Genomic DNA, 20,240 nt, shown 5'->3' on the forward strand with positions numbered 1-20,240 from the left:
AAAATAGCTCCAAACACAGATTAGTTCTTTGTTTTAAAACCTTTTTTACCAATAAACTCCCATAGCTGTGCTTCTAACTCCGGCACTATATTAAATGCTTTTACCAAACCTAAAAACAAGATTGAAACAATGGCTGTTCTATAAACTATTTGAACTATAGGATGCCCTACATCCGGAATAAAACAACCAATAGTAAAGCAAACTACAATACTCAACACCACTAAAAATGTCTTAGAATCGAACGGTTGTAAATGGTACTTTTTCCATAAGAAAATGTACTTCATCGAATTAAAAATAGTGGCAGAAAATGCTGTAGCAAACGCTGCTCCATTCATGCCCCAAATGGGAATAAAAATGTAATTGTTTACAATGGCAATTACAAACAAAAGCATAAGCATGTATGCACCATAAATGTATTTATCGGAGGTGTAAATAATGGCATCGTTAATACCCGTTGCCATATTTATTACTGTACCAATACTAATAATAAGCACTACCGTTTCGCCCAGCGAATATCCCTTATCCGGAAATAACTGAAACAACGAATGCGTGTTTAGATTTACACATAAAAACAAAAATCCACCCGCCAAAAGCAGGTAACGCGAAGAGCGAAAATATATCTTCTTCACCTCTGCCAAATCTTTTCTTTTCCATGCTTCGGAAATAGATGCCACACCAATTTTATCTAAAGCGCCCAACGGAGCTTCTATAACCGTAGGAATAAAAACAGCGATAGCATAAACACCTACTAAATCAAGCGTTAGGTATTTGCCCAGCATTACTATATCAATATACTTTAGCCCCAAGCTGGATAGCGATGTAAACGACAGCAGCAAGCCGTACATTAAAATTTGCCGAGGATTCTGCTGTTTAAAGTAATCCCAATTCAAACGAAGTGTGGGGCTATCTATCTTAAAAATATAGGCTAGGTGCAGCAAAGCAATTACTCCAAACTTAACAACGTACAGCAGCACCAATTGCGGGAGTGTAATCCACTTTAAAAAGTAAATTGCAAATAGCACTATGCTAAATATACGCACCAACACATCGTTTAAAAAAGCAGGAACATTGGTTTTAAAAAGCGAGGTACAATAGGTAAAAAAAACATTGCTGAATGCAATGAAGAGTATTAGTGGAAATACATAATTAAAGTATTCGTTTAGTAATGGCGATTGTTTATTGTATTGTGCTGTAATAAATGGTTTAAACACTACCAAACCAATACTTACAATTACAAACCCCAGCAAGGTAAGCCCAACTGCCAATCCAAAAATACCGTGATGCTTCTTTTCCTTATTTCTAAAAGAAGGGAAATACTTAAGTAAAATACTGCTTACGCCCAACGGAACAAAAGTGGCTACCAGAGCAGAAAACGAAAATAATACTCGCGTTAAACCTATTTCTTCTTTGGTTAGAAACATAGGTTGAAAAACCACCACATTCAGGGCTCCCAGCAAAATTCCCATATAGGAAATAATACTATTTATGATGCCTTGCCGCTGAATAATTCCCATAAAAAATTATTCTTAGTGATAAACCGGAACCGGATTTAAGAAGCGGATTATTGCATTTTTAGTACGCATATACGCAGTATCAAAGTCTTTATTCAACACCACGTAATCTGCCTTAGATTCAAATTTCAATTCTTCTTCGGCTCTTTTAAGGCGCATTTTAAGTGTTTTGGGGTTTTCGGTATTACGCGCTTTTAGTCTTTCAAATAGCACATCTTTAGAAGGCGGCTTTACAAAGATAATAAAGCAATCGCTGCCAAACTGTTGCTTTATATTGGCTGCACCTTTAATATCAATATCAAAAATTACAGTTTTGCGTTGTGCCCACAACCTTTCTACTTCACTTTTTAATGTACCATACATTACGCCTTCGTACACTTCTTCGTATTCTAAAAATTCGCCTGCGGCTACTTTTTGCTGAAATGCAGATGGCGAAACGAAATAATAATCCTTTCCATCTACTTCACCACTACGCATATCGCGTGTGGTAGCAGATACAGAAAATGCAAAGTTGCGGAAATGTTGCAACAGCTTTTTTACTATGGAAGTTTTGCCGGCACCGGATGGAGAGGTAATAACAATGAGCTTCTTCTCAAAGGGTTTTACTGCAGGAGCGTGTCCCATTTATTTCAAAAATTATTAAGTTACAAAATTAGTGATGCTATATTAGTTGCCACTATCGTTTTTCTTCTTTTTACCTGCGTTTGCGGTAACTTTCTCTAACTCTTTATCAATGTAATAAAGCGATTGCGGGCCACTGCCAATTAAGTTTATTTTATCTATCAATCGTTTAAACTGTACTTCCTCTTCGCGCTGTTCATCAATAAAGAATTTTAAAAACTCTACTGTAGCATGGTCTTTTTCGGAGCGTGCCAAATCCACAATTTGGTAAACGCTTTTGGTTACCTTCTGCTCGCCCGATAGCGATTTTTCACATGCTTCAATTATGCTGGTAAAATTGCCTTGTGGCTTCTTCAACTCCGGCACCAATGCATGACCGCCCATTTCATTGATATAGGCAAAGAACTTCATAAAATGCAAATGTTCTTCTTCCGACTGTTTAAAGAAAAAGGCCGCTGCGCCTTCGTAGCTTTCTTTTTCGCACCACGATGCTACGGCAAGGTAGTGGTAAATTGCTCCCATTTCGAGTGCTAAATGATCGTTTAGTGCTTTTTCTACTTTTTTAGGTATCAACATATTTTAAATTTTATCTGCTTTTTCTGCCATTAAAAGTTCCATGTGGGCAATCGCATTTGCTCCCTTTGCAGCTGCTAATTGCTGCAACTGCAAAACTAAATGCCAACAAGGCCGCAATGATAATTTTAATCTTTTTCATTATTGCTTTTGAGGATAAACAAACGCAAGTTCGGAAGTACAATTGTATTTTTAAAACAAAGTTAGCAACAATTAAATTTTGAATTGTAGTGTACCTAAACAAAGTGTTCGCTATTATTGCCCAAAAGCATTTATGAAAGTTGTGGCTTGGCTATTTATTCTATTGCTTACCAATTGGATGTTGGGGCATTTTGTAAGCGCCCTTCCTTGGTGGTATATTGCAATTACGGGAATTGGCTTCGGTTATGTTTCTACACTAAAACCCATGCAGGCTTGGATAGTAGGTTTTGTAACTGTGGGAATTTTGTGGGCAGCACAGGCTTACTTTTTAGATGCTGCTGGTGGTAAAATACTTGCGCCAAAGATGGCCAATTTGTTTGCTCCCATTACAGCCGGCTCCACCACCAATCTCTTTCTACTAGTAGGCGCCATTGGCGGTTTGGTAAGTGGCTTTGCCATGCTTAGCGGAACGCTCATGCGTACTGCATTCTCAAAGTAAAAGATGGCATACGCTGTTTCCCATCCCAATACAGCACCTGGTTTTCGTCCACACCTTACTAACATTTTAGGCATAGAATATAAAAGCTGAAATAAACCTCCTTTTTTTGTGGTGTTAATTTCTACATTCGCGGTTCAGAACATCTAAAAAATCAATAGTCAATATGAAGTTTATAGTATCTACTACTTCTCTACTTAAAGGTTTGCAAACCATTGGTGGCGTTATCAATTCAACCAGTGTATTGCCCATTTTGGAAGATTTCCTTTTTGATATAAAAGGCGGTGAACTCGCCATTTTTGCTACCGATCTGGAAACTTCCATGAGTACGGTTGTGAAAGTAGAAACAAAAGATAAAGGAAGAGTTGCCATTCCTGCCAAAATACTAATAGATACCCTGAAAAATTTACCGGAGCAGCCACTCACCTTTTCTATTGACTTAAAAACATTTGGCATTGAAATTACCAGCGAAACCGGACGCTATAAACTCACAGGAGAAAATCCTGAAGATTTCCCTAAAATTCCGGAAGCCGATGATGTAACCGAAATAAACATGCAAGGCTCGGTGCTAAGCAGCGCCATTTCAAAAACCTTATTTGCCGTGAGCAATGATGAATTGCGCCCTGCCATGACCGGAGTACTTTTCCAAGTAAGCCCGGAAGGTTTAACCTTTGTTTCTACCGATGCGCACAAACTGGTAAGAATGAAGCGCAGCGATATTCGCGCTCCTAAAGAAACACAGTTTATTGTTCCTAAAAAAGCATTGAACTTAATGAAAAGTGCTGTACCTAACAGCGAAGTTGTGGTAAGTGTAAGTTACAACAAATCGAATGCCTTCTTTTCTTTCGACAATACAAAACTCATTTGCCGACTAATTGAAGCCAACTATCCCGACTACAATGCCGTAATTCCAATAAACAACCCAAATAAATTAACGCTAAACCGCTTGGAATTTCAAAACGCACTGCGCAGAATATCCATCTTTTCAAACAAAACAACCTATCAGGTGGTTTTAAATATTGCAGGCAGCGAGTTAAAAATTTCGGCACAAGATTTAGATTTTAGCAACGAAGCCAACGAACGCCTTACTTGCAGCTACGAAGGTGCAGATTTGGATATAGCTTTCAACGCCCGCTTTTTAATTGAAATGCTGGGAGTACTCGATAGTGGCGATATAGAAATTGAACTTTCGACACCAACCAGAGCCGGAGTATTGCGCCCCGTAGAAAAAAATGAAGGTGAAGATTTGCTCATGCTGGTAATGCCGGTAATGATAAACGCATAGGCAGTACAAAAACAAATGAGTAACAACTGTACTCATCTTCAACTACCTGCAACCACCAATCATTTAAACCATAAGTAGAATGATGCAAGCCACCGTTTTAGGCAAAAAATTTCTTTTAGATACCGTATCTGCCGATACTGCAATTGACATACAGGTATTGAACGAAAGCAATATCCATATTATCTATAAGCATAAAAGCTACAATGCCACACTGGTAGCCTTTAACGCAGAAGAAAAAAAGCTTACGGTGCGCATACAAGGAAACGATTACGAGGTTGAACTGAAAAACGAAACTGATTTACTGCTCGAAAAACTTGGTTTAAATAGTGTCTCGCAAGTAAAAGTAAACAACCTTAAAGCACCCATGCCGGGCTTAATTGTAAACATTGCAGTGCAAGAAGGCGACCAAATAAAAAAAGGAGAGCCACTCATTATTCTCGAAGCCATGAAAATGGAAAACGTAATAAAATCTCCGGCAGATGTAACTATCAAAAAAATAAAGGTTCAACCCAAACAAGCTGTAGAAAAGGGCGAAATACTCATGGAGTTTGGCGCTTAGTTCCCTTTCAAATTACCATATTTTCTGTGCAATAGCAGCAACCTTAGCTTAAACGAATCGAAAGTAATTCCTACTAAAAGTGCAGCAGATCCAATTACCAATACATGCAATTGCATGGCAGCATACGCCACACCACCCAACACGCCACCAATAAAAAAGAAACCAATAATTGCCATACGCAAACGTATAGACCTATACAAGCGCTTTCGCTGCTCTTCTTGCTTAAAGAAAAACAGTTGCGATAACTCAATACCCAAATCGGTAAACAAGCCCGTTAAATGCGTAGTGCGCACTACAGCATTTGAAATTGTAGTAACCAAAGAATTTTGCAACCCCATGGCAAATAGCAAAGCAAATGCAATAGCATCGGGCAAAGTAGCCTGCACATACTCACCTAAAAAAGCTACCGAAAGTAGAATTATGCTTTCAATAAAAGCAGGTAATACATACACATAGTTACCATTGCGCTTATAGCTCCATTCCACCAAAAAACTCGAAAAAAAAGAACCTATAAAAAAGAAAAAGATATAGAGAAAATAAACAACACCTTGCAAGAAATTCAACTTAAAAACTTCGTCAACAAAAAATGCAAAATGCCCCGTTACATTGGTAGTAAGCCGCTGCACTGCCAAAAAGCCCGCCACATTTACCATTCCGGCTACAAACGACAATAGCGATGCCAGTTGCAAATTATGGGTAAAAGTTCTGGTTGCACCTCTATGCCTAAACATACTTTAATAACGCTATGAATTTCAAAACATCTATGCTTTTGTGAAATGTAAAGTTAATTCAAACCGTAAAATGAACAGCTAAAATATAGTAACACCATGCTAAAAATTATATTTGCCGCATGAAGGTTTTAAACGCAATAAAAGCAAGTATTCTCCAATACTGCCATAGCACATTCGGTATAGAAAACAACCCAAACTTACTCCATATTTCGCTTACCAATCCCAATTTCCGACACACCGGAGACTACTCTTTCAACTTTAACAACCTTAGAAAATTCACCTCTTTAGACAATACAGCATTCGGAGAAAAACTCCTGCACGAAAGCGATTTGCAAGCAGTTATTGCCGAATACGATAAAGGCAATTTTCAAATTGCAGCCGCTGCACTTAAAACAGGATTTATCAATCTAAAATTCAGCGATATATTTTGGCAAACGCAACTTCAAGAAATTGCACAAAACAGCAATTTTACCCTGCATGCCAAACGCACAGAAAAAGTATTGGTAGAGTACTGCGGCCCCAATACCAACAAACCGCTCCACATCGGGCACGTGCGCAATATGTTGCTTGGTTTTTCTATGAGCGAAATTCTGCAAGCCAACGGCTACGAAGTTGTTAAAGCCAATATCTACAACGACCGAGGTATTGCCATTTGCAAAAGTATGGCGGCATATATTGAACGCAGTAAAGGAGCCACTCCGCAAAGCTCGGGCATAAAAGGCGACCATTTTGTAGGCGACTACTATGTGCTTTTCGGAAAAATAGTAGAAGAGCAATTGCGCCAACTTCACCAAATTCCCAATGATGTAACCAATGTATTTAAGCACTTGGGCAAAGATCGCGAAGTAGCAGAACAAGAAACGCCCATCTTTCAATTTGCAAAAGAACTCTTGCTAAAGTGGGAAGCCGGAGACGAAGCCACCGTAAATCTTTGGAAACAAATGAACCAATGGGTGTACGAAGGATTCAACCAAACATACCAAAGCATTGGCGTAAACTTTCAAAAAGACTATTACGAAAGCCAAACCTACCAGCTCGGCAAAAATATTATTGAAGAAGGGCTGAGTAAAAACGTATTTTACAAACGTGCCGATGGAGCTGTGGCAATAGACCTTACACCGGATGGCTTAGATGAAAAAGTATTGCTGCGCAGCGATGGAACCTCCATCTACATTACACAAGATTTAGGCACAGCACAACTGCGCTACGAAGAATTTGCTATGGATAAAATGGTATATGTTGTTGCCAACGAACAAGATTACCACTTTAAAGTATTGAAGTTAGCGCTGCAAAAATTGCAAAAAACATGGGCAAACGGAATTTACCACCTCAGCTATGCCTTAGTAGAGTCGCCCACCGGAAGATTTAAAAGCCGCGAAGGAAAAACCGCAGATGCCGATGACCTTATTGCAGAAGTTCTTCGCATTGCCGAGGAGCAAACCAAAGCATTAGGAAAAATAGACGACTTCAATAACGAAGAAGCCCAACAACTTTATAGAACCATAGGTATGGGCGCACTCAAATTTTTTGTACTGCGTGTAAACCCATACAAGAAAATAATTTTCAACCCCGAAGAAAGTATAGATTTTCACGGACACACAGGCCCATACATACAATTTGCACACGCACGTATATGTGCCATTTTGCGCAAAGCAAAAGACTTGGCAATTTCGGCAACAGAGCCGGTTACACTCAGCGCCACCGAAAGAGAACTTATTTTAATCTTAAACGATTATCCCAACACACTCGCCACCGCTGCCGAAAAATACGATCCAAGCGAAATAGCAAATTATGTTTACAAACTGGCACAAGCTTATAGTAAATTCTATACCGAGCATCCCGTACTTACTGCCGAAAAAGAAGCAGAGCGCGCCTTTAGAGTGCTGCTATCTGCACAAGTAGCCCGCTTGCTAAAGGAAGGAATGAAACTGTTGGGCATTGATGTACCCGAAAGAATGTAGATAATTAGCACACGGCTTACTGCCATGCTAAAAAAAAATGAAGTAAACAGCCTTAAAATAAGGCTGTTTTTTTTCATCATTCCCATATCGGTTGAATTGAAAAAAGCATAAGTTTTTTCATGTCGTCTCGGCTGTTTTTTGTTGAACCTACTAACATTTCCTTACAATATTTTTCAACTTTTCCGATAGCCAATAATCATTGTTTTGTCATGTTTTATGCCCATAAAACGTTAAATTGTAACACTTTTGTAAAACTTATTTAGAATCAATCTAAACAATATTTGGGCGATTAGCTTTGCCTCCCAAATTAAAAACAATGAGAAAAATAAGTACACTAACCGTTGCGCTCGCAACAACCATTTCACTCTCCGCAACCGTAATTACAGATACCGTTTCAACAGGACCATCTTACTCCAAACAAGTTTGGTACAGTTTAGCAAACGATGAACAAGGCTCAATTTCAAAAGATAACTGGGATGTAGCTTTTCAAATATACGGATATTCTGCCTCCATTTTGGCAAACACACAAAAATCAAACTTTGCCATTTATCAAAGCCCTTTTGCAGTGTCGGAATGGGCAACTGTTGATACCGCAGGCTTAAGTACTTGGACAGCACTTCACAACTCATCTGAAACATGGGATTTAGGAGCACTAAACACCAATCCAAACAACAACGAAGATTTGGGCTGGGGCGTTTACGATATGGGTACACACATCATAAGCGGAGACAGCATTTACATTGTAAAATTAGCCAACGGAGAATGGAAAAAATTTAAAGTAGACCAACTTGCCAGTGGAAAATACTACTTCTCTTGGGCAAATTTAGATGGCACCAATCCAAACAACGATTCAATTGCCAAAAGCAACTACACCGGAAAAAACTTTGCCTATTATTCACTTGAAAACAGCACTGCTCTCGATCGCGAACCTGCATCAAACAGTTGGGATTTTACCTTCACAAAATACATAGCTACTTTATATGTGCCACTGCCTACTCCGTATGCCGTTACCGGATTATTACAAAACAGAACCGCACAAGCAGTAAAAGCCTATCCTGTAGATGAAACCACTGTTACACACAGCAATTACACATTCGAAAGTAACATCAGCACCATTGGTTACGATTGGAAATCGCTAAACAACGTTACCTTCCAATATGAAATTGCAGACAGCACTGTTTACTTTGTAAAACGCAGCAATGGCGAAGTTTGGAAAGTAGTATTCAAAGGCTTTGGAGGCAGCGCCAACGGCAACTATATTTTCACCAAAGAACTAGTACACACCGCACCAACCGGTATAGAAGAAGTTGCCGGCATACAATCGCTCAGTATATTCCCAAATCCTGCTAAAACGCAATTCAACTTGGTGTACAACAGCAACGAAACTCAAACTGCAACAGTTCAAATTTTAGATATGAGTGGCAGAATTGTACTGCAAGACAACATCCTTTTGCAAAGCGGTTTAAACCAGCAAACCATCTCTACTGCCAACTTACAACAAGGCATGTATTTAGTATTACTGAATGGAAACAAAACCCAAAAGCTCATAATAGAATAAGCCATGAATAGTATTTGCATTAAATGCAATACAAGTTTTGAAAAAATATGCATGGGAATACTTGTGCTGCTGCTATGCAATGTAGCAACAGCACAAGTTACCCTAAGCATTATTGACTCAAAGAAAAAAGCTGCAATAGAAGATGTGTTTGTTGTAGCCAAAAACATTGAAAGCCAAAAAGAATTTGTAGGTTTTACAGACAGCAAAGGCCAATTAAAACTTTCAATAAGTGGTAAATGTAAGTTGCAACTAAAAAAACTCGGTTACAAAATCTATGAAGCAGAAACCGAGTTACACAATAATTTTCAAGTAGCACTTGAAGCAAGTGAAACCGAACTAAAAGACGTAGTTGTAACCGGACACTGCACCGCCACCACAGCACAAATGGCAGTAAACACCATTAAAACTATCAACAAAAAGAAGATAGAAGAAATGGGAGCCGTTACCTTACGCGATGTACTCACCAACCAACTAAACATACGCCTCACACAAGACAATGTTTTAGGCTCTTCCATGAACATAAACGGTATTTCAGGACAAAACATTAAGATATTGATAGACGGTGTACCCATGATAGGAAGAGTAAACGGCAACATAGATCTATCGCAAATAAACCTAAACAATATCGAGCGTATTGAAATTGTAGAAGGACCAATGAGTGTAGTATATGGCAGCGATGCATTGGGTGGAGTTGTAAACCTCATAAGCAAACGCAAGGTGAAAGACGCATTCAACTACATTCTAAACGGCTATTACGAAAGCAATGGCACCTATAACACAGACGCTCGCTTTGCCCTAAAAAAAGGAAACATAGAATTAAACATAAGTGGCGGAAGAAACTTCTTTGACGGCTACGACCCAAACTATAAATGGGAAAACAGAACCATGCAATGGAAACCACGCACCCAATACTTCACCGATAACTCATTCACCATAAAAACCAAGCAATCCAAGCATGTATTAAACGGCAATTTCTTTACCGAAAAAATACTAAATAGAGGCAAACCCACCGTAACACCCTACTCCGCATACGGCTTCGATGAAGCTTACAACACACAACGATGGGGCATTGGCGAACAAAGTGATATATACATAAAGAAAAGCAACCATTTGCAATTCATTAACTCCTTTTCTTACTTCAGAAGAATAAAGAATACTTATAGAAAAGATCTTACCAACGGCAACAGCGAAATTACCCCATCTGCAAGCGACCAAGATACCAGCCTATTCTACCTACTACTCTTTAGAGGTGTTTGGACAAATACTGTTTTAAAGAAATTCCAATTTCAAGCTGGATACGATTTTAACCTAGAATTTGCAAAAGGTCAGCGCTTAGAAAACAACGCCCAAAATATACAGGACTACGCACTTTATGCTACCGTTCAATACAACCCAATAGAAAAAATTTCTTTAAAAATAGGTGTGCGTGGCGCTTACAATACCAAATATGGCACTCCGGTAGTTCCCAGTTTCAATTTTAAATACAATATCAACCAAGCCGTTTCGCTAAGAGCAAGCTATGCTATGGGTTTCCGTGCACCTTCGCTTAAAGAATTAAGTATGCTTTTTGTAGATATAAACCACAACATTCAAGGCAACAAAAAACTAAAAGCAGAGCGTTCACACAATGCACAGTTAGAGTTGAATTACGAACCTCAATTCAAGCAATTTAAGTTCATGCTTCGCCCTTCTGTATTTTTCAACCACTTGTACAACATGATTTCATTGGTACTGGTGGATCCAAGCGCACAAGTATATTCCTATGTAAATATTGATAAATTCCAAAGTGTTGGTGGTAATATCAATGCCGGAATAACCCATAAATTTTTCGATATCCAGCTCGGTACTGCATATACAGGCCGCTACAATTCGCTAAGCGAAAATGCCAAGGTACCGCACTTTGGTTGGTCGCCAGAATTTACCGCTGCCCTCTCTGTAAACATTCCTAAAATAAACACCAGTATTGCTACATTCTATAAGTACAATGGAGCCATACCTGGCTACATGCTGGATGCCGAAGGCAATATCTACCAAACCACTATTCAGAGCTATTCTACGCTTGATATTTCTGTAACTGCACGAATCTGGAAAGAAAGATTCATCATAAGCACCGGAGCAAAAAACATACTAAACGTAAAGAATATCAATTACAATATTGCCGCTTCTACCACACACAGTTCTTCTAACAGTTCCATGAGTGTTGGCATGGGAGTAACCGGCTTCGTATCGCTAAAAATTAACCTTACCAATAATTTTAAGAATCATGAATAAAAACCGATTAAGCAAAAATTTATCATTCCTGCATTCAATAATCGGTATTGGAATTTTATCGGTATTGCCATTGCTCAGCTCTTGCGAAAAAGAAGAGCCGCTTTGGAAGTTGCCACCACCGGGCGAAGAAGAAATAGACCAAGTAGCTATGGGCGAAACATACACCACTACTGTATTCTACAAGTTCAAAACCCAAACCAAAATTGAACGAAGCATCAATCTCTTTCATCTTGCATTTGAATCCAATACCGAAGGATACAGAGTAAAGATGAACAACGGAAAAAATGTTCAAGTATTTAATACGCACAGCACTAATTTTTCCGAAACATTTTCAGTAAACAATAATACTGCATGGAGCTACGATGCGCCCAATGGCCATTTAGACTCTACTGCCATAGGTAATTGGTTAAGCAATACAGAAACAAGAGAATCAAAAAACGAAGTGTATATTATAGACTTAGGCGATGGTGCTTCGCCCAAGTACAAAAAGTTTCAACTATTACATGTAAGCGATTCTACCTACACCATTCAACACGCAAATACAGACAACAGCAACTTACAGCAGTGCACATTCAAAAAAGAAACCACTGCAACCTTCACCTACTTTGACTTTTTTTCTAACACCACCATAAACTACGAACCTTCGCCACTCGATTATGATATTGTATTCACCAAATACAAACATATTTTTAATGAAGATGGCGTAATTACACCCTACTCAGTAAATGGCGCACTGCTTAATCCTGTAAACACCTATGCAGCCAAAGGCAATGCCGGAGATTTCGCCTCCATATCGTACAACGATGCAGCACAACTCAACTATACAAATGCGGCTAACCTTATTGGCTATGGCTGGAAATATTACAACTTAGAAGAAAGCAAATACAGCGTACTCCCCAACTTGTTTGTAGTAAAAGATGCCGAAGGGGTGTTATGGAAACTAGAGTTTCTTGATTTCTATAACAACACAGGCTACAAAGGCTATCCCAAATTTAGATTTCAAAGACTGTAACGTATATGATGCAAGGAAAAAAAATACTATTAGTTGAAGATGAAGAAAGCATTGCCGATGCACTTAAAATAAACCTAGAAGAAGAAGGCTATGAAGTTACGCATGCCATAGACGGCCAAACGGCAATTGAATGTATAACTAAAGAACAATACAACATCTTGCTGCTCGATGTAATGCTGCCCGATAAAGATGGATACGAAGTTTGCAACTACTTTAGAAACCGCGATAAACTAACGCCTATTATTTTCTTATCGGCACTAAACGATGGCGAATCTAAAGTAAAAGGACTGCGAGCCGGAGCCGATGATTTTATTTGTAAACCCTTTAACCTCGATGAGCTGCTACTAAAAATAGAGCGTCTGTTATTTAAGGTAAATCCACGCACCAAAAACGATGTGGTTTACTTTGGCAATTGTTGGATAGACTTTACCGTGCGCGAAGCAAAAGGAGCCGATGGCAGTAAAATAAACATGAGCAAAATTGAACTCGACCTTGCCAAACTATTGATAGAAAATGAGAATAAACCCATGAAACGCGAGTACATCTACAAAAGCATTTGGGGCTACGATGACCGCAACCTGCCTAACTCTCGCACACTCGATAATTTTATTGTGTTCCTCAGAAAGTATTTTGAAAAAGATGCTGCGCATCCAAAACACTTCCTTGCAGTGCGCAGTATTGGCTATAAATTTCAGCGCTAAACCAAATGGTTAAAACAGTTTCCTTACATCAATAATTCCAACCGGGCAATGCTGCTTGGCGGTATTGTTTTCTTCGTACTCCCAGTCTTCTACATCCACCATGTAAATACCTTTTTTTGCGGCAGCGCCAACCAAAATAGCTCGTCCGTCTTTTTTAGAAACTATCCAACGCTTGGGTGCTGCCTCCACACATGCATTGCAGCCAATACATTTACTCCGGTACTGTATAACTTTATACATTACTACGCTTCAACTATTTTATAGAGTTTATCAGAAGGGCGCACTTTTTCTTTCACTTTAAAGGAAAACAAATCGCCTTTTCCTACCTGCTGCACAGCTTCATTGTTTACGCGCAATTCTTCTACGGTGGTTTCTACATAGCCGGTGGTAGGGCCGGTAATCATCACCTTATTTCCAATTTCAAGAAAATTGCTTTCTGCCCTAAATTCTCCAATTGCAGACTTTGCATAATACTTTACGCCCTTGCCAATATATACTTTCTTTTGCGTGGCTTTAGAGCCATATTCATTACTCCACTCGCCTATTTTTTTTCCTAAGTAATATCCATCCCAAAAGCCTCGATTATATACTGTTGCCAAGCGGTTGCGCCAGTCTTGAATTTTTCCTGCAGTGTAAGTACCTTCAAAATAAGCATCTATTGCTTCTCTATAACATTTAGTGGCAGTAAATACATAATCTGCCGAGCGCCCGCGTCCTTCAATTTTCATTACACTTACTCCGGCATCTATTACTTTATCTATAAAATCTATGGTACATAAATCTTTTGCCGACATTATGTACTCATTATCCACCTCAAATTCAATTCCTTCTTCTTTATCGGTAACTACATAACTTCTTCTGCAATTTTGTATGCAGGCTCCGCGGTTTGCCGATGCGTAATGTGAGTGTAAACTCATATAGCACTTACCGGAAATTGCCATGCAGAGTGCTCCGTGAACAAATATTTCAACCTCAATGAGTTTGCCTGCCGGCCCTGTGATATTCTTACGTTTAATGTTAGCACAAATATCTGCCACCTGTTTTAAACTTAACTCACGCGCGAGCACTACCACATCTGCAAATGCGCTGTAAAACTCAATTGTTTCTACATTAGATATATTGGCTTGTGTAGAAATATGCACCTCCATTCCTTCTTTGTGTGCCGCATGTATTGCTGCATGATCCGAAGCTATAATGGCAGAAATACCACTCTTTTTAGCTGCCTGTACAATACTTTTCATTAGCCTAATATCATGGTCGTAAAGTATAGTGTTTAGCGTAAGATAAGTTTTTACGTTATGATCCTTCCCTATTGCGGCAATTTTATCTAAATCATCTAACGTAAAATTATTAGTAGAGCGCGCACGCATGTTTAATTGCTCCACTCCAAAATATACCGCATTACAACCTGCCTTAATTGCAGCCATCATAGCTTCGTAAGAGCCTGCTGGCGCCATCAATTCTATCGGTCCTCTATTCTTGCCTTCCATAACTTTATACTTAAAAGCCGCAAATATAACCTCCACTTAGCGCCAAAATGCCGACATTCATCATGTTTTACACCCCATTTACTTCAATAATTTTAATTTATTGCAAAACTCAAAACATCGTATTTATGCATAACAACACTATAAATGCAGCCATTCAACTGGTTCCTTTGGCAAAGCGCAACGAGGCTTTTCTCACAATAGATAAAGCCATTGCTGCCATACAGCGCAGTGGATTATTGCATGAAGTTGGAGGGTTTGAAACAAACATAGAAGGCACCTACAACGATGTGATGAAACTGTTTAATGAAGTTTGTGAAGTGGCCAACCAAGGAGGAAATGAATTTTTAGTCTATCTGAAACTGCATGTTCATCCTCAAGAAAATTTATCGGCTGAAGAAAAGTTGAGGAAGTTTAAGTAACACACATTCAAAATTTAAAACATCCGAAATTGTGCTATACATTCGTTGAAAATATCCCTTATGTCTGCTTCGAATAATGTAACCTTTACACCCGCTGTGCATCGTGGCAAGGCGGTAATATTTATTCAGTTTCCCTACAATGCAAAATGGACGGCAGCAGTAAAAAAAATGCAAACTGCACAATGGAGCCAAAGCCGAAAGGCTTGGTACGTAGACGATAACCCTTACTTCAGAAACCGTTTTGGATTAACTTCCCAACATATTTCTAAAGAAGTATTGGTTAAAATACACGAAGTAAACCAAGCTGCATTGATAGAACTAGTAAATGCATTAGAAGTTAGAGCTTATAGCCCCAACACCATCAAAACATATAAAAATGAATTTGCACAACTACTCTATGCACTTAAAAGTTATCCGGTAAACGAATTGAGTGCCGAAAAGTTAAAGGCATATTTTTTGTATTGCCTACGAGAGTTAAAACATACCGAAAACCAGGTTCATAGTCGCTTTAATGCCATAAAATTTTACTTTGAAAAAGTATTGATGCGGGGAAAGTTATTTTTAGAAATTCCACGTCCGCAAAAGCCAAGTAAGCTACCCAAAGTAATCAACGCTGCCGACATAAAAAAGATGCTCAGCACCGTTACTAACATAAAGCACAACACCATGCTAAAACTATGCTATGGCATGGGTTTGCGGGTTTCGGAAATTGTAAACCTTAAAGTATCAGACATAGATAGCAAGCGCTTGCAAGTACTGGTAGAAAGAGCTAAAGGCAAAAAAGACCGCTATGTAAATCTACCTGAAAGCATATTAGACCAACTACGCGAATACTACAAGCAATACCGCCCAAAAACTTACTTATTCGAAGGGCAGTTCGGAGAAAAATACAGCACGCGAAGTGTGCAACTTATCTTTAAAACAGCCTTGCAAAAAGCCAAGATAAACAAGCCTGTGGGCATACACAGTTTAAGACACAGCTACGCCACTCACTTAATGGAAGCCGGAACTGATGTTTCTTTTATTCAAAAACTATTGGGGCACAACGATATTAAAACCACGCTTATTTATGCCCACGTGAGCAAAAAGGATTTAAATAAAATTAAAAGCCCCTTAGACAGTTTGTAAAGCAAATGCTTATGCAGCCAACTCCTCTTCGGCAGGTGCCAACTCAATTGGCTTATCTAATTCCACACGTAAGTTGTTTACAATAAACTCTTGGCGCTCCGGTGTGTTTTTACCCATGTAATACTCCAGCAAACCTTTTATGATTTTATCATCAGAAATAATTACGGGGCTTAGGCGCATTTCATCGCCAATAAAGCGCTCAAACTCTTCAGGCGAAATTTCTCCAAGACCTTTAAAGCGGGTTATTTCCGGTTTACCGCGCAACTTTTTAATGGCTGCTTGCTTTTCGGCTTCATCGTAGCAATAAAAAGTTTGCTGTTTATCGCGCACTCTAAATAGCGGTGTTTCTAAAATTTTTACGTGTCCGTTACGCACCATATCGGGAAAAAATTGCAAAAAGAACGTAAGCAACAACAAGCGAATATGCATACCATCCACATCGGCATCGGTGGCAATTATCACATTATTGTAACGCAAATCATCTATGGAATCTTCAATATTCAACGCGTGCTGGAGCAGGTTAAATTCCTCGTTTTCGTACACAATTTTTTTAGTAAGTCCATAGCAGTTTAAAGGCTTTCCGCGCAAGCTGAATACGGCTTGCACTTCCGGGTTTCGGCTTTTGGTAAGCGAGCCACTGGCACTATCGCCCTCTGTAATAAACAGAGATGAATTTATCCTCTCATCGCCTTTGGCATCATTAAAATGCACTTTGCAATCGCGCAGTTTTTTATTGTGGATATTGGCCTTTTTGGCACGCTCGTTTGCCAGTTTTTTTATTCCCGAGATTTCTTTGCGCTCTCTCTCGCTTTGTTGAATTCTTCTTAGCAGTGCATCGGCAGTTTCGGCATTTTTATGTAAGAAGTTATCTAATTCTTTTTTTACAAAATCGAGTACAAACTGCTTCATGGTGCGGTCATCGCCAATCAGCTTTTCGGTACCTAGCTTTGTCTTAGTTTGCGATTCAAATACAGGCTCCTGAATGCGAATAGATATAGCTCCGCAAATAGCCTCGCGAATATCTACCGTATCGAAATCGCGCTTATAGAAATCGCGTACCGTTTTTACAATTGCTTCTCTAAATGCACCTAAGTGTGTTCCACCTTGCACGGTGTACTGCCCATTCACAAAACTGTAATACTCTTCGCCATATTGGTTGGTGTGCGTGAGTGCAATTTCTATATCATCGCCAATAAGGTGAATAATGGGATAGCGCAAATTTTCGGGGTCCTTTTTTCGCGAAAGCAAATCGAACAAGCCGCGTTGTGAAATATACCTGTTGCCATTAAACACAAATGCCAATCCTGTGTTTAGGTAAGTATAGTTCTGCACCATGGTTTCTACATAACCGTGTAGAAAATGGAAATTCTTAAAAATAGTAGTATCGGGTATAAACTCTACTCCCGTTCCGTTGGCCTCTGTAGTTTTTTCGGGTTTGCCTTCGTGTTTTAAAACCCCGCGCTCAAACTCTGCCGTTTTCTTTTCGCCATCGCGCACGGCAAAAACTTTAAAGTACGAAGAAAGTGCATTTACAGCCTTAGTACCCACACCATTCAGCCCCACGCTTTTCTTAAATGCTTGCGAATCGTATTTGGCTCCCGTGTTCATTTTACTTACCACATCTACCAACTTACCCAATGGAATACCGCGTCCGTAATCGCGTACAGTTACTTTCTCTTTATTTACCTGTATTTCCACCTTTTTTCCATAGCCCATTTGGTATTCATCTATGCAGTTATCTACTACTTCTTTCAGCAAAATATAAATACCGTCATCGGCAGAAGAGCCGTCTCCCGTTTTTCCTATATACATACCTGGGCGAAGGCGTAAATGTTCAATCCAATCTAATGTTCTTATGTGCTCCTCACTGTAAGCTACCTCTTCGCGTACTTTTTCTTTAGCCATAATTTTCTTTGTAATGAATATACGAATGTAGCTGCTATGCAACTTTTAGCATTGCCAAACTTTCACTCGGTTTGTGGAAAAAATGATTTTTTTGTACAACGTTGCCGCTGTGCCAATGGCTTATGCCACTCTATTTCAAAAAAGAATTTACTGCCTGCAGCATGTTTTCTCCGCCCAATGAATTTTCTTGTTGGTGCCATTGCTGGCTTCCATACCTACCCGATGGATAACCTGCCGCAGCAAGCGAAAGCACTTTTACTGGCAACTGTAATTTATCTATAAGATGAAAACTTAAAGTTTCGCGCAAACCACCTTCGCCTCGGTGTTCTTCGATATAAATTATCTTTCCGGTGCGGTTAATGCTTTCTACCAAGCCATCTGGAACGGTAGTAACCGGAAACATACTAACGCACCAATAATCTAAATTGCCAAAGGCGTTTATCATGTTTTGAAGCACAGGGCCGGTACCAATTACGGTAGCTTTTTCACCCTGTTTTATATGTCGCCATTCGGCAAAAGGCGCAACGTCAAAATCGAATTTTGCCTGATAGTTTAATCGCAAGTAGTGAGGAGATGCATCTTGCATCATTTGCGCCACCGCTTGTGCCACATCGTCTGCCACCAAAGGAACCAGCACTTTCATATTGGGCAACATGCGCAGCGCACCAATATCTTCTAAGTTATGGTGAGTAGCGCCCATAATGCCATATCCATAACCGCCACCATTGCCAATAGCTTTTACAGGTAAATTATGAAGACAAACATCGTTGCGCAATTGCTCATACGGCCGCAGCGTAACAAAAGGCGCTATACTGTACACGATTGGAATAAAACCTTCGTGTGCTAAACCCGCAGCTACTGTTACCATGTTTTGCTCTGCAACACCTGCATTTACAAAGTGTTTACCGTAGTGCGCAATTACTTCTTCAAATGCCATATAACCCAAATCTCCGGTAATAAAAACGGCATTGGCATGTACATTTTTTGCTTGAATAACGGCACTGGCAAATTCTTTCCTCATGGTATATTACTTTGCTTTTTCGGTTTGGTAATGCAACTCTATTGCTTCATTAAGTTCGTTGAACATATTGTCTTTCATAGGTAAATAGTGGCTGTCTAGTTTATCTTCGAGTTGCTTCCAGCCTTTCCCTTTTATGGTATTGCAAATTACGGCAAGCGGCTGCTCGGTGTTTTCCCATGCAGTTTTTGCCATGTTGAGTGCATTAAAATCATGTCCATCAGTTGCTACCACATTAAAGCCAAATGCTTGTAATTTATCGGCAAGCGGCTCCAACTTCATTACGTCTTCGGTTCTTCCAAAACCTTGCAAGCGGTTTCTGTCTATTAACCAAACTACATTGGTGAGTTTGTGGTGGGCAATAAACAGCGCTGCTTCCCATGTGCTTCCTTCATTTATTTCGCCATCGCTGGTAATGCAAAAAACGCGTTTGCTGTTTTCTTTTAGTTGGGCTGCCAATCCTAAACCTGCAGCAATGCTTAAACCATGTCCCAAACTACCCGTAGCAAATGGAATCCGTTTAATCTTTCCTGCTGGCGGGTGAGCTGCCAAGTATGTATTGTCTTTATAGAAAGTAGCAATATCGCTTTCGCTTAGAATGCCTTCTTCTGCCAATACGCTGTATAATGAAGCCGCGGCATGGCCTTTAGACAACACTATTTCATCAGCATCATTCATCCATCCAAATCGAACAAAAGTAAGTATCTCTGCGCACGACAGCGAAGAACCTATGTGTCCGGCATGAGCAGCTTCGTACATTCTTAAAAAACGCTTTTTGATGTTCAGCGCTTTCAATAGCAAATTATGATGCACTTCTTTAGATAACATAAGCACAATGATAGAAAAACACTTTCTTAGCC

At 39.4% G+C, this 20,240-nt stretch carries 19 protein-coding genes; 10 read left to right on the plus strand and 9 right to left on the minus strand.

Translation table 11 applies throughout. The features are described 5' to 3' along the window. Positions 1-20: 20 nt before the first annotated feature. Genes KF872_11445 through KF872_11455 form a run of 3 tightly spaced genes read right to left on the minus strand, consistent with a single transcriptional unit; the run spans position 21 to position 2,708 of the window. The gene (locus KF872_11445; protein ID MBX2904156.1) at positions 21-1,514 is read right to left on the minus strand and encodes a polysaccharide biosynthesis C-terminal domain-containing protein; all 1,494 of its coding nucleotides are present in this window, start codon (positions 1,512-1,514) and stop codon (positions 21-23) included. 12 nt (positions 1,515-1,526) lie between these two features. Further along, positions 1,527-2,135, minus strand: a complete 609-nt coding sequence (gene gmk, locus KF872_11450) for a guanylate kinase (protein MBX2904157.1) — start codon at positions 2,133-2,135, stop codon at positions 1,527-1,529. A gap of 42 nt (positions 2,136-2,177) precedes the next feature. Next, the gene (locus KF872_11455) at positions 2,178-2,708 is read right to left on the minus strand and encodes a ferritin (GenBank protein MBX2904158.1); all 531 of its coding nucleotides are present in this window, start codon (positions 2,706-2,708) and stop codon (positions 2,178-2,180) included. Positions 2,709-2,979: 271 nt separating this feature from the next. Between KF872_11455 and KF872_11460 the strand changes: the two genes are divergently transcribed. The 3 genes from KF872_11460 (at position 2,980) to KF872_11470 (ending at position 5,186) form a co-directional block, all read left to right on the plus strand. Next, the gene (locus tag KF872_11460; GenBank protein MBX2904159.1) at positions 2,980-3,345 is read left to right on the plus strand and encodes a hypothetical protein; all 366 of its coding nucleotides are present in this window, start codon (positions 2,980-2,982) and stop codon (positions 3,343-3,345) included. A 163-nt stretch (positions 3,346-3,508) separates the two neighbouring features. Next, complete coding sequence (gene dnaN / locus KF872_11465) at positions 3,509-4,627, plus strand: DNA polymerase III subunit beta (protein ID MBX2904160.1); 1,119 nt, start codon at positions 3,509-3,511, stop codon at positions 4,625-4,627. A 79-nt stretch (positions 4,628-4,706) separates the two neighbouring features. Next, a complete protein-coding gene (locus tag KF872_11470; protein ID MBX2904161.1) occupies positions 4,707-5,186 on the plus strand; it encodes a biotin/lipoyl-binding protein in 480 nt (159 codons plus the stop codon). Here KF872_11470 and KF872_11475 read toward each other — a convergent pair. Continuing rightward, a complete protein-coding gene (locus KF872_11475) occupies positions 5,183-5,917 on the minus strand; it encodes a DUF1275 domain-containing protein (protein MBX2904162.1) in 735 nt (244 codons plus the stop codon). The genes KF872_11470 and KF872_11475 overlap by 4 nt on opposite strands. Positions 5,918-6,036: 119 nt before the next feature. Between KF872_11475 and KF872_11480 the strand changes: the two genes are divergently transcribed. The 5 genes from KF872_11480 to KF872_11500 all read left to right on the plus strand — a co-directional run bounded on the left by KF872_11480 (position 6,037) and on the right by KF872_11500 (position 13,420). Continuing rightward, positions 6,037-7,878 carry an arginine--tRNA ligase gene (locus KF872_11480; GenBank protein ID MBX2904163.1) on the plus strand — a complete coding sequence of 614 codons (1,842 nt, stop codon included), beginning with the start codon at positions 6,037-6,039 and terminating at the stop codon, positions 7,876-7,878. Positions 7,879-8,194: 316 nt separating this feature from the next. Continuing rightward, on the plus strand, positions 8,195-9,436 hold the full coding sequence (locus tag KF872_11485) for a T9SS type A sorting domain-containing protein (protein ID MBX2904164.1): 1,242 nt from the start codon (positions 8,195-8,197) through the stop codon (positions 9,434-9,436). 51 nt (positions 9,437-9,487) lie between these two features. Next, positions 9,488-11,707: a TonB-dependent receptor gene (locus tag KF872_11490; protein ID MBX2904165.1), complete on the plus strand. Its 2,220-nt coding sequence runs from the start codon at positions 9,488-9,490 to the stop codon at positions 11,705-11,707. Further along, the gene (locus tag KF872_11495; protein MBX2904166.1) at positions 11,700-12,719 is read left to right on the plus strand and encodes an HmuY family protein; all 1,020 of its coding nucleotides are present in this window, start codon (positions 11,700-11,702) and stop codon (positions 12,717-12,719) included. The genes KF872_11490 and KF872_11495 overlap by 8 nt, the downstream gene beginning before the upstream one ends. An 8-nt stretch (positions 12,720-12,727) precedes the next feature. Then, positions 12,728-13,420, plus strand: a complete 693-nt coding sequence (locus KF872_11500; protein ID MBX2904167.1) for a response regulator transcription factor — start codon at positions 12,728-12,730, stop codon at positions 13,418-13,420. Between the two features lie 9 nt (positions 13,421-13,429). Here the strand turns inward: KF872_11500 and KF872_11505 are convergent, their stop codons facing one another. Further along, positions 13,430-13,660: a ferredoxin gene (locus KF872_11505; protein ID MBX2904168.1), complete on the minus strand. Its 231-nt coding sequence runs from the start codon at positions 13,658-13,660 to the stop codon at positions 13,430-13,432. Between the two features lie 2 nt (positions 13,661-13,662). Next, the gene (locus tag KF872_11510) at positions 13,663-14,910 is read right to left on the minus strand and encodes a U32 family peptidase (GenBank protein MBX2904169.1); all 1,248 of its coding nucleotides are present in this window, start codon (positions 14,908-14,910) and stop codon (positions 13,663-13,665) included. A gap of 125 nt (positions 14,911-15,035) precedes the next feature. Between KF872_11510 and KF872_11515 the strand changes: the two genes are divergently transcribed. Next, entirely contained in the window at positions 15,036-15,329 is a 294-nt protein-coding gene (locus KF872_11515) for a thiamine-binding protein (GenBank protein MBX2904170.1), read from the plus strand. A gap of 60 nt (positions 15,330-15,389) precedes the next feature. After that, positions 15,390-16,457 (plus strand): tyrosine-type recombinase/integrase, encoded by a 1,068-nt coding sequence (locus KF872_11520; GenBank protein MBX2904171.1) that lies wholly within the window; start codon positions 15,390-15,392, stop codon positions 16,455-16,457. Positions 16,458-16,466: 9 nt separating this feature from the next. On the opposite strand, the gene KF872_11525 is transcribed toward KF872_11520, so the two are convergent. The 3 genes from KF872_11525 to KF872_11535 all read right to left on the minus strand — a co-directional run bounded on the left by KF872_11525 (position 16,467) and on the right by KF872_11535 (position 20,208). After that, the gene (locus tag KF872_11525; protein ID MBX2904172.1) at positions 16,467-18,269 is read right to left on the minus strand and encodes an ATP-binding protein; all 1,803 of its coding nucleotides are present in this window, start codon (positions 18,267-18,269) and stop codon (positions 16,467-16,469) included. A 223-nt stretch (positions 18,270-18,492) separates the two neighbouring features. Next, complete coding sequence (locus KF872_11530; protein ID MBX2904173.1) at positions 18,493-19,383, minus strand: hypothetical protein; 891 nt, start codon at positions 19,381-19,383, stop codon at positions 18,493-18,495. 6 nt (positions 19,384-19,389) lie between these two features. Then, entirely contained in the window at positions 19,390-20,208 is an 819-nt protein-coding gene (locus tag KF872_11535) for a transketolase (GenBank protein ID MBX2904174.1), read from the minus strand. Positions 20,209-20,240: the final 32 nt, after the last annotated feature.

The sequence above is a fragment of the Chitinophagales bacterium genome (genome assembly GCA_019638515.1).
Lineage (GTDB): Bacteria > Bacteroidota > Bacteroidia > Chitinophagales > LD1 > UBA7692.

Bases quoted from the DNA above. Each gene is read 5' to 3' on its own strand.
- KF872_11445 (MBX2904156.1), bottom strand. From the start codon at position 1,514: ATGGGAATTATTCAGCGGCAAGGCATCATAAATAGTATTATTTCCTAT.
- gmk (MBX2904157.1), bottom strand. From the start codon at position 2,135: ATGGGACACGCTCCTGCAGTAAAACCCTTTGAGAAGAAGCTCATTGTT.
- KF872_11455 (MBX2904158.1), bottom strand. From the start codon at position 2,708: ATGTTGATACCTAAAAAAGTAGAAAAAGCACTAAACGATCATTTAGCA.
- KF872_11460 (MBX2904159.1), top strand. From the start codon at position 2,980: ATGAAAGTTGTGGCTTGGCTATTTATTCTATTGCTTACCAATTGGATG.
- dnaN (MBX2904160.1), top strand. From the start codon at position 3,509: ATGAAGTTTATAGTATCTACTACTTCTCTACTTAAAGGTTTGCAAACC.
- KF872_11470 (MBX2904161.1), top strand. From the start codon at position 4,707: ATGATGCAAGCCACCGTTTTAGGCAAAAAATTTCTTTTAGATACCGTA.
- KF872_11475 (MBX2904162.1), bottom strand. From the start codon at position 5,917: ATGTTTAGGCATAGAGGTGCAACCAGAACTTTTACCCATAATTTGCAA.
- KF872_11480 (MBX2904163.1), top strand. From the start codon at position 6,037: ATGAAGGTTTTAAACGCAATAAAAGCAAGTATTCTCCAATACTGCCAT.
- KF872_11485 (MBX2904164.1), top strand. From the start codon at position 8,195: ATGAGAAAAATAAGTACACTAACCGTTGCGCTCGCAACAACCATTTCA.
- KF872_11490 (MBX2904165.1), top strand. From the start codon at position 9,488: ATGGGAATACTTGTGCTGCTGCTATGCAATGTAGCAACAGCACAAGTT.
- KF872_11495 (MBX2904166.1), top strand. From the start codon at position 11,700: ATGAATAAAAACCGATTAAGCAAAAATTTATCATTCCTGCATTCAATA.
- KF872_11500 (MBX2904167.1), top strand. From the start codon at position 12,728: ATGCAAGGAAAAAAAATACTATTAGTTGAAGATGAAGAAAGCATTGCC.
- KF872_11505 (MBX2904168.1), bottom strand. From the start codon at position 13,660: ATGTATAAAGTTATACAGTACCGGAGTAAATGTATTGGCTGCAATGCA.
- KF872_11510 (MBX2904169.1), bottom strand. From the start codon at position 14,910: ATGGAAGGCAAGAATAGAGGACCGATAGAATTGATGGCGCCAGCAGGC.
- KF872_11515 (MBX2904170.1), top strand. From the start codon at position 15,036: ATGCATAACAACACTATAAATGCAGCCATTCAACTGGTTCCTTTGGCA.
- KF872_11520 (MBX2904171.1), top strand. From the start codon at position 15,390: ATGTCTGCTTCGAATAATGTAACCTTTACACCCGCTGTGCATCGTGGC.
- KF872_11525 (MBX2904172.1), bottom strand. From the start codon at position 18,269: ATGTATATAGGAAAAACGGGAGACGGCTCTTCTGCCGATGACGGTATT.
- KF872_11530 (MBX2904173.1), bottom strand. From the start codon at position 19,383: ATGAGGAAAGAATTTGCCAGTGCCGTTATTCAAGCAAAAAATGTACAT.
- KF872_11535 (MBX2904174.1), bottom strand. From the start codon at position 20,208: ATGTTATCTAAAGAAGTGCATCATAATTTGCTATTGAAAGCGCTGAAC.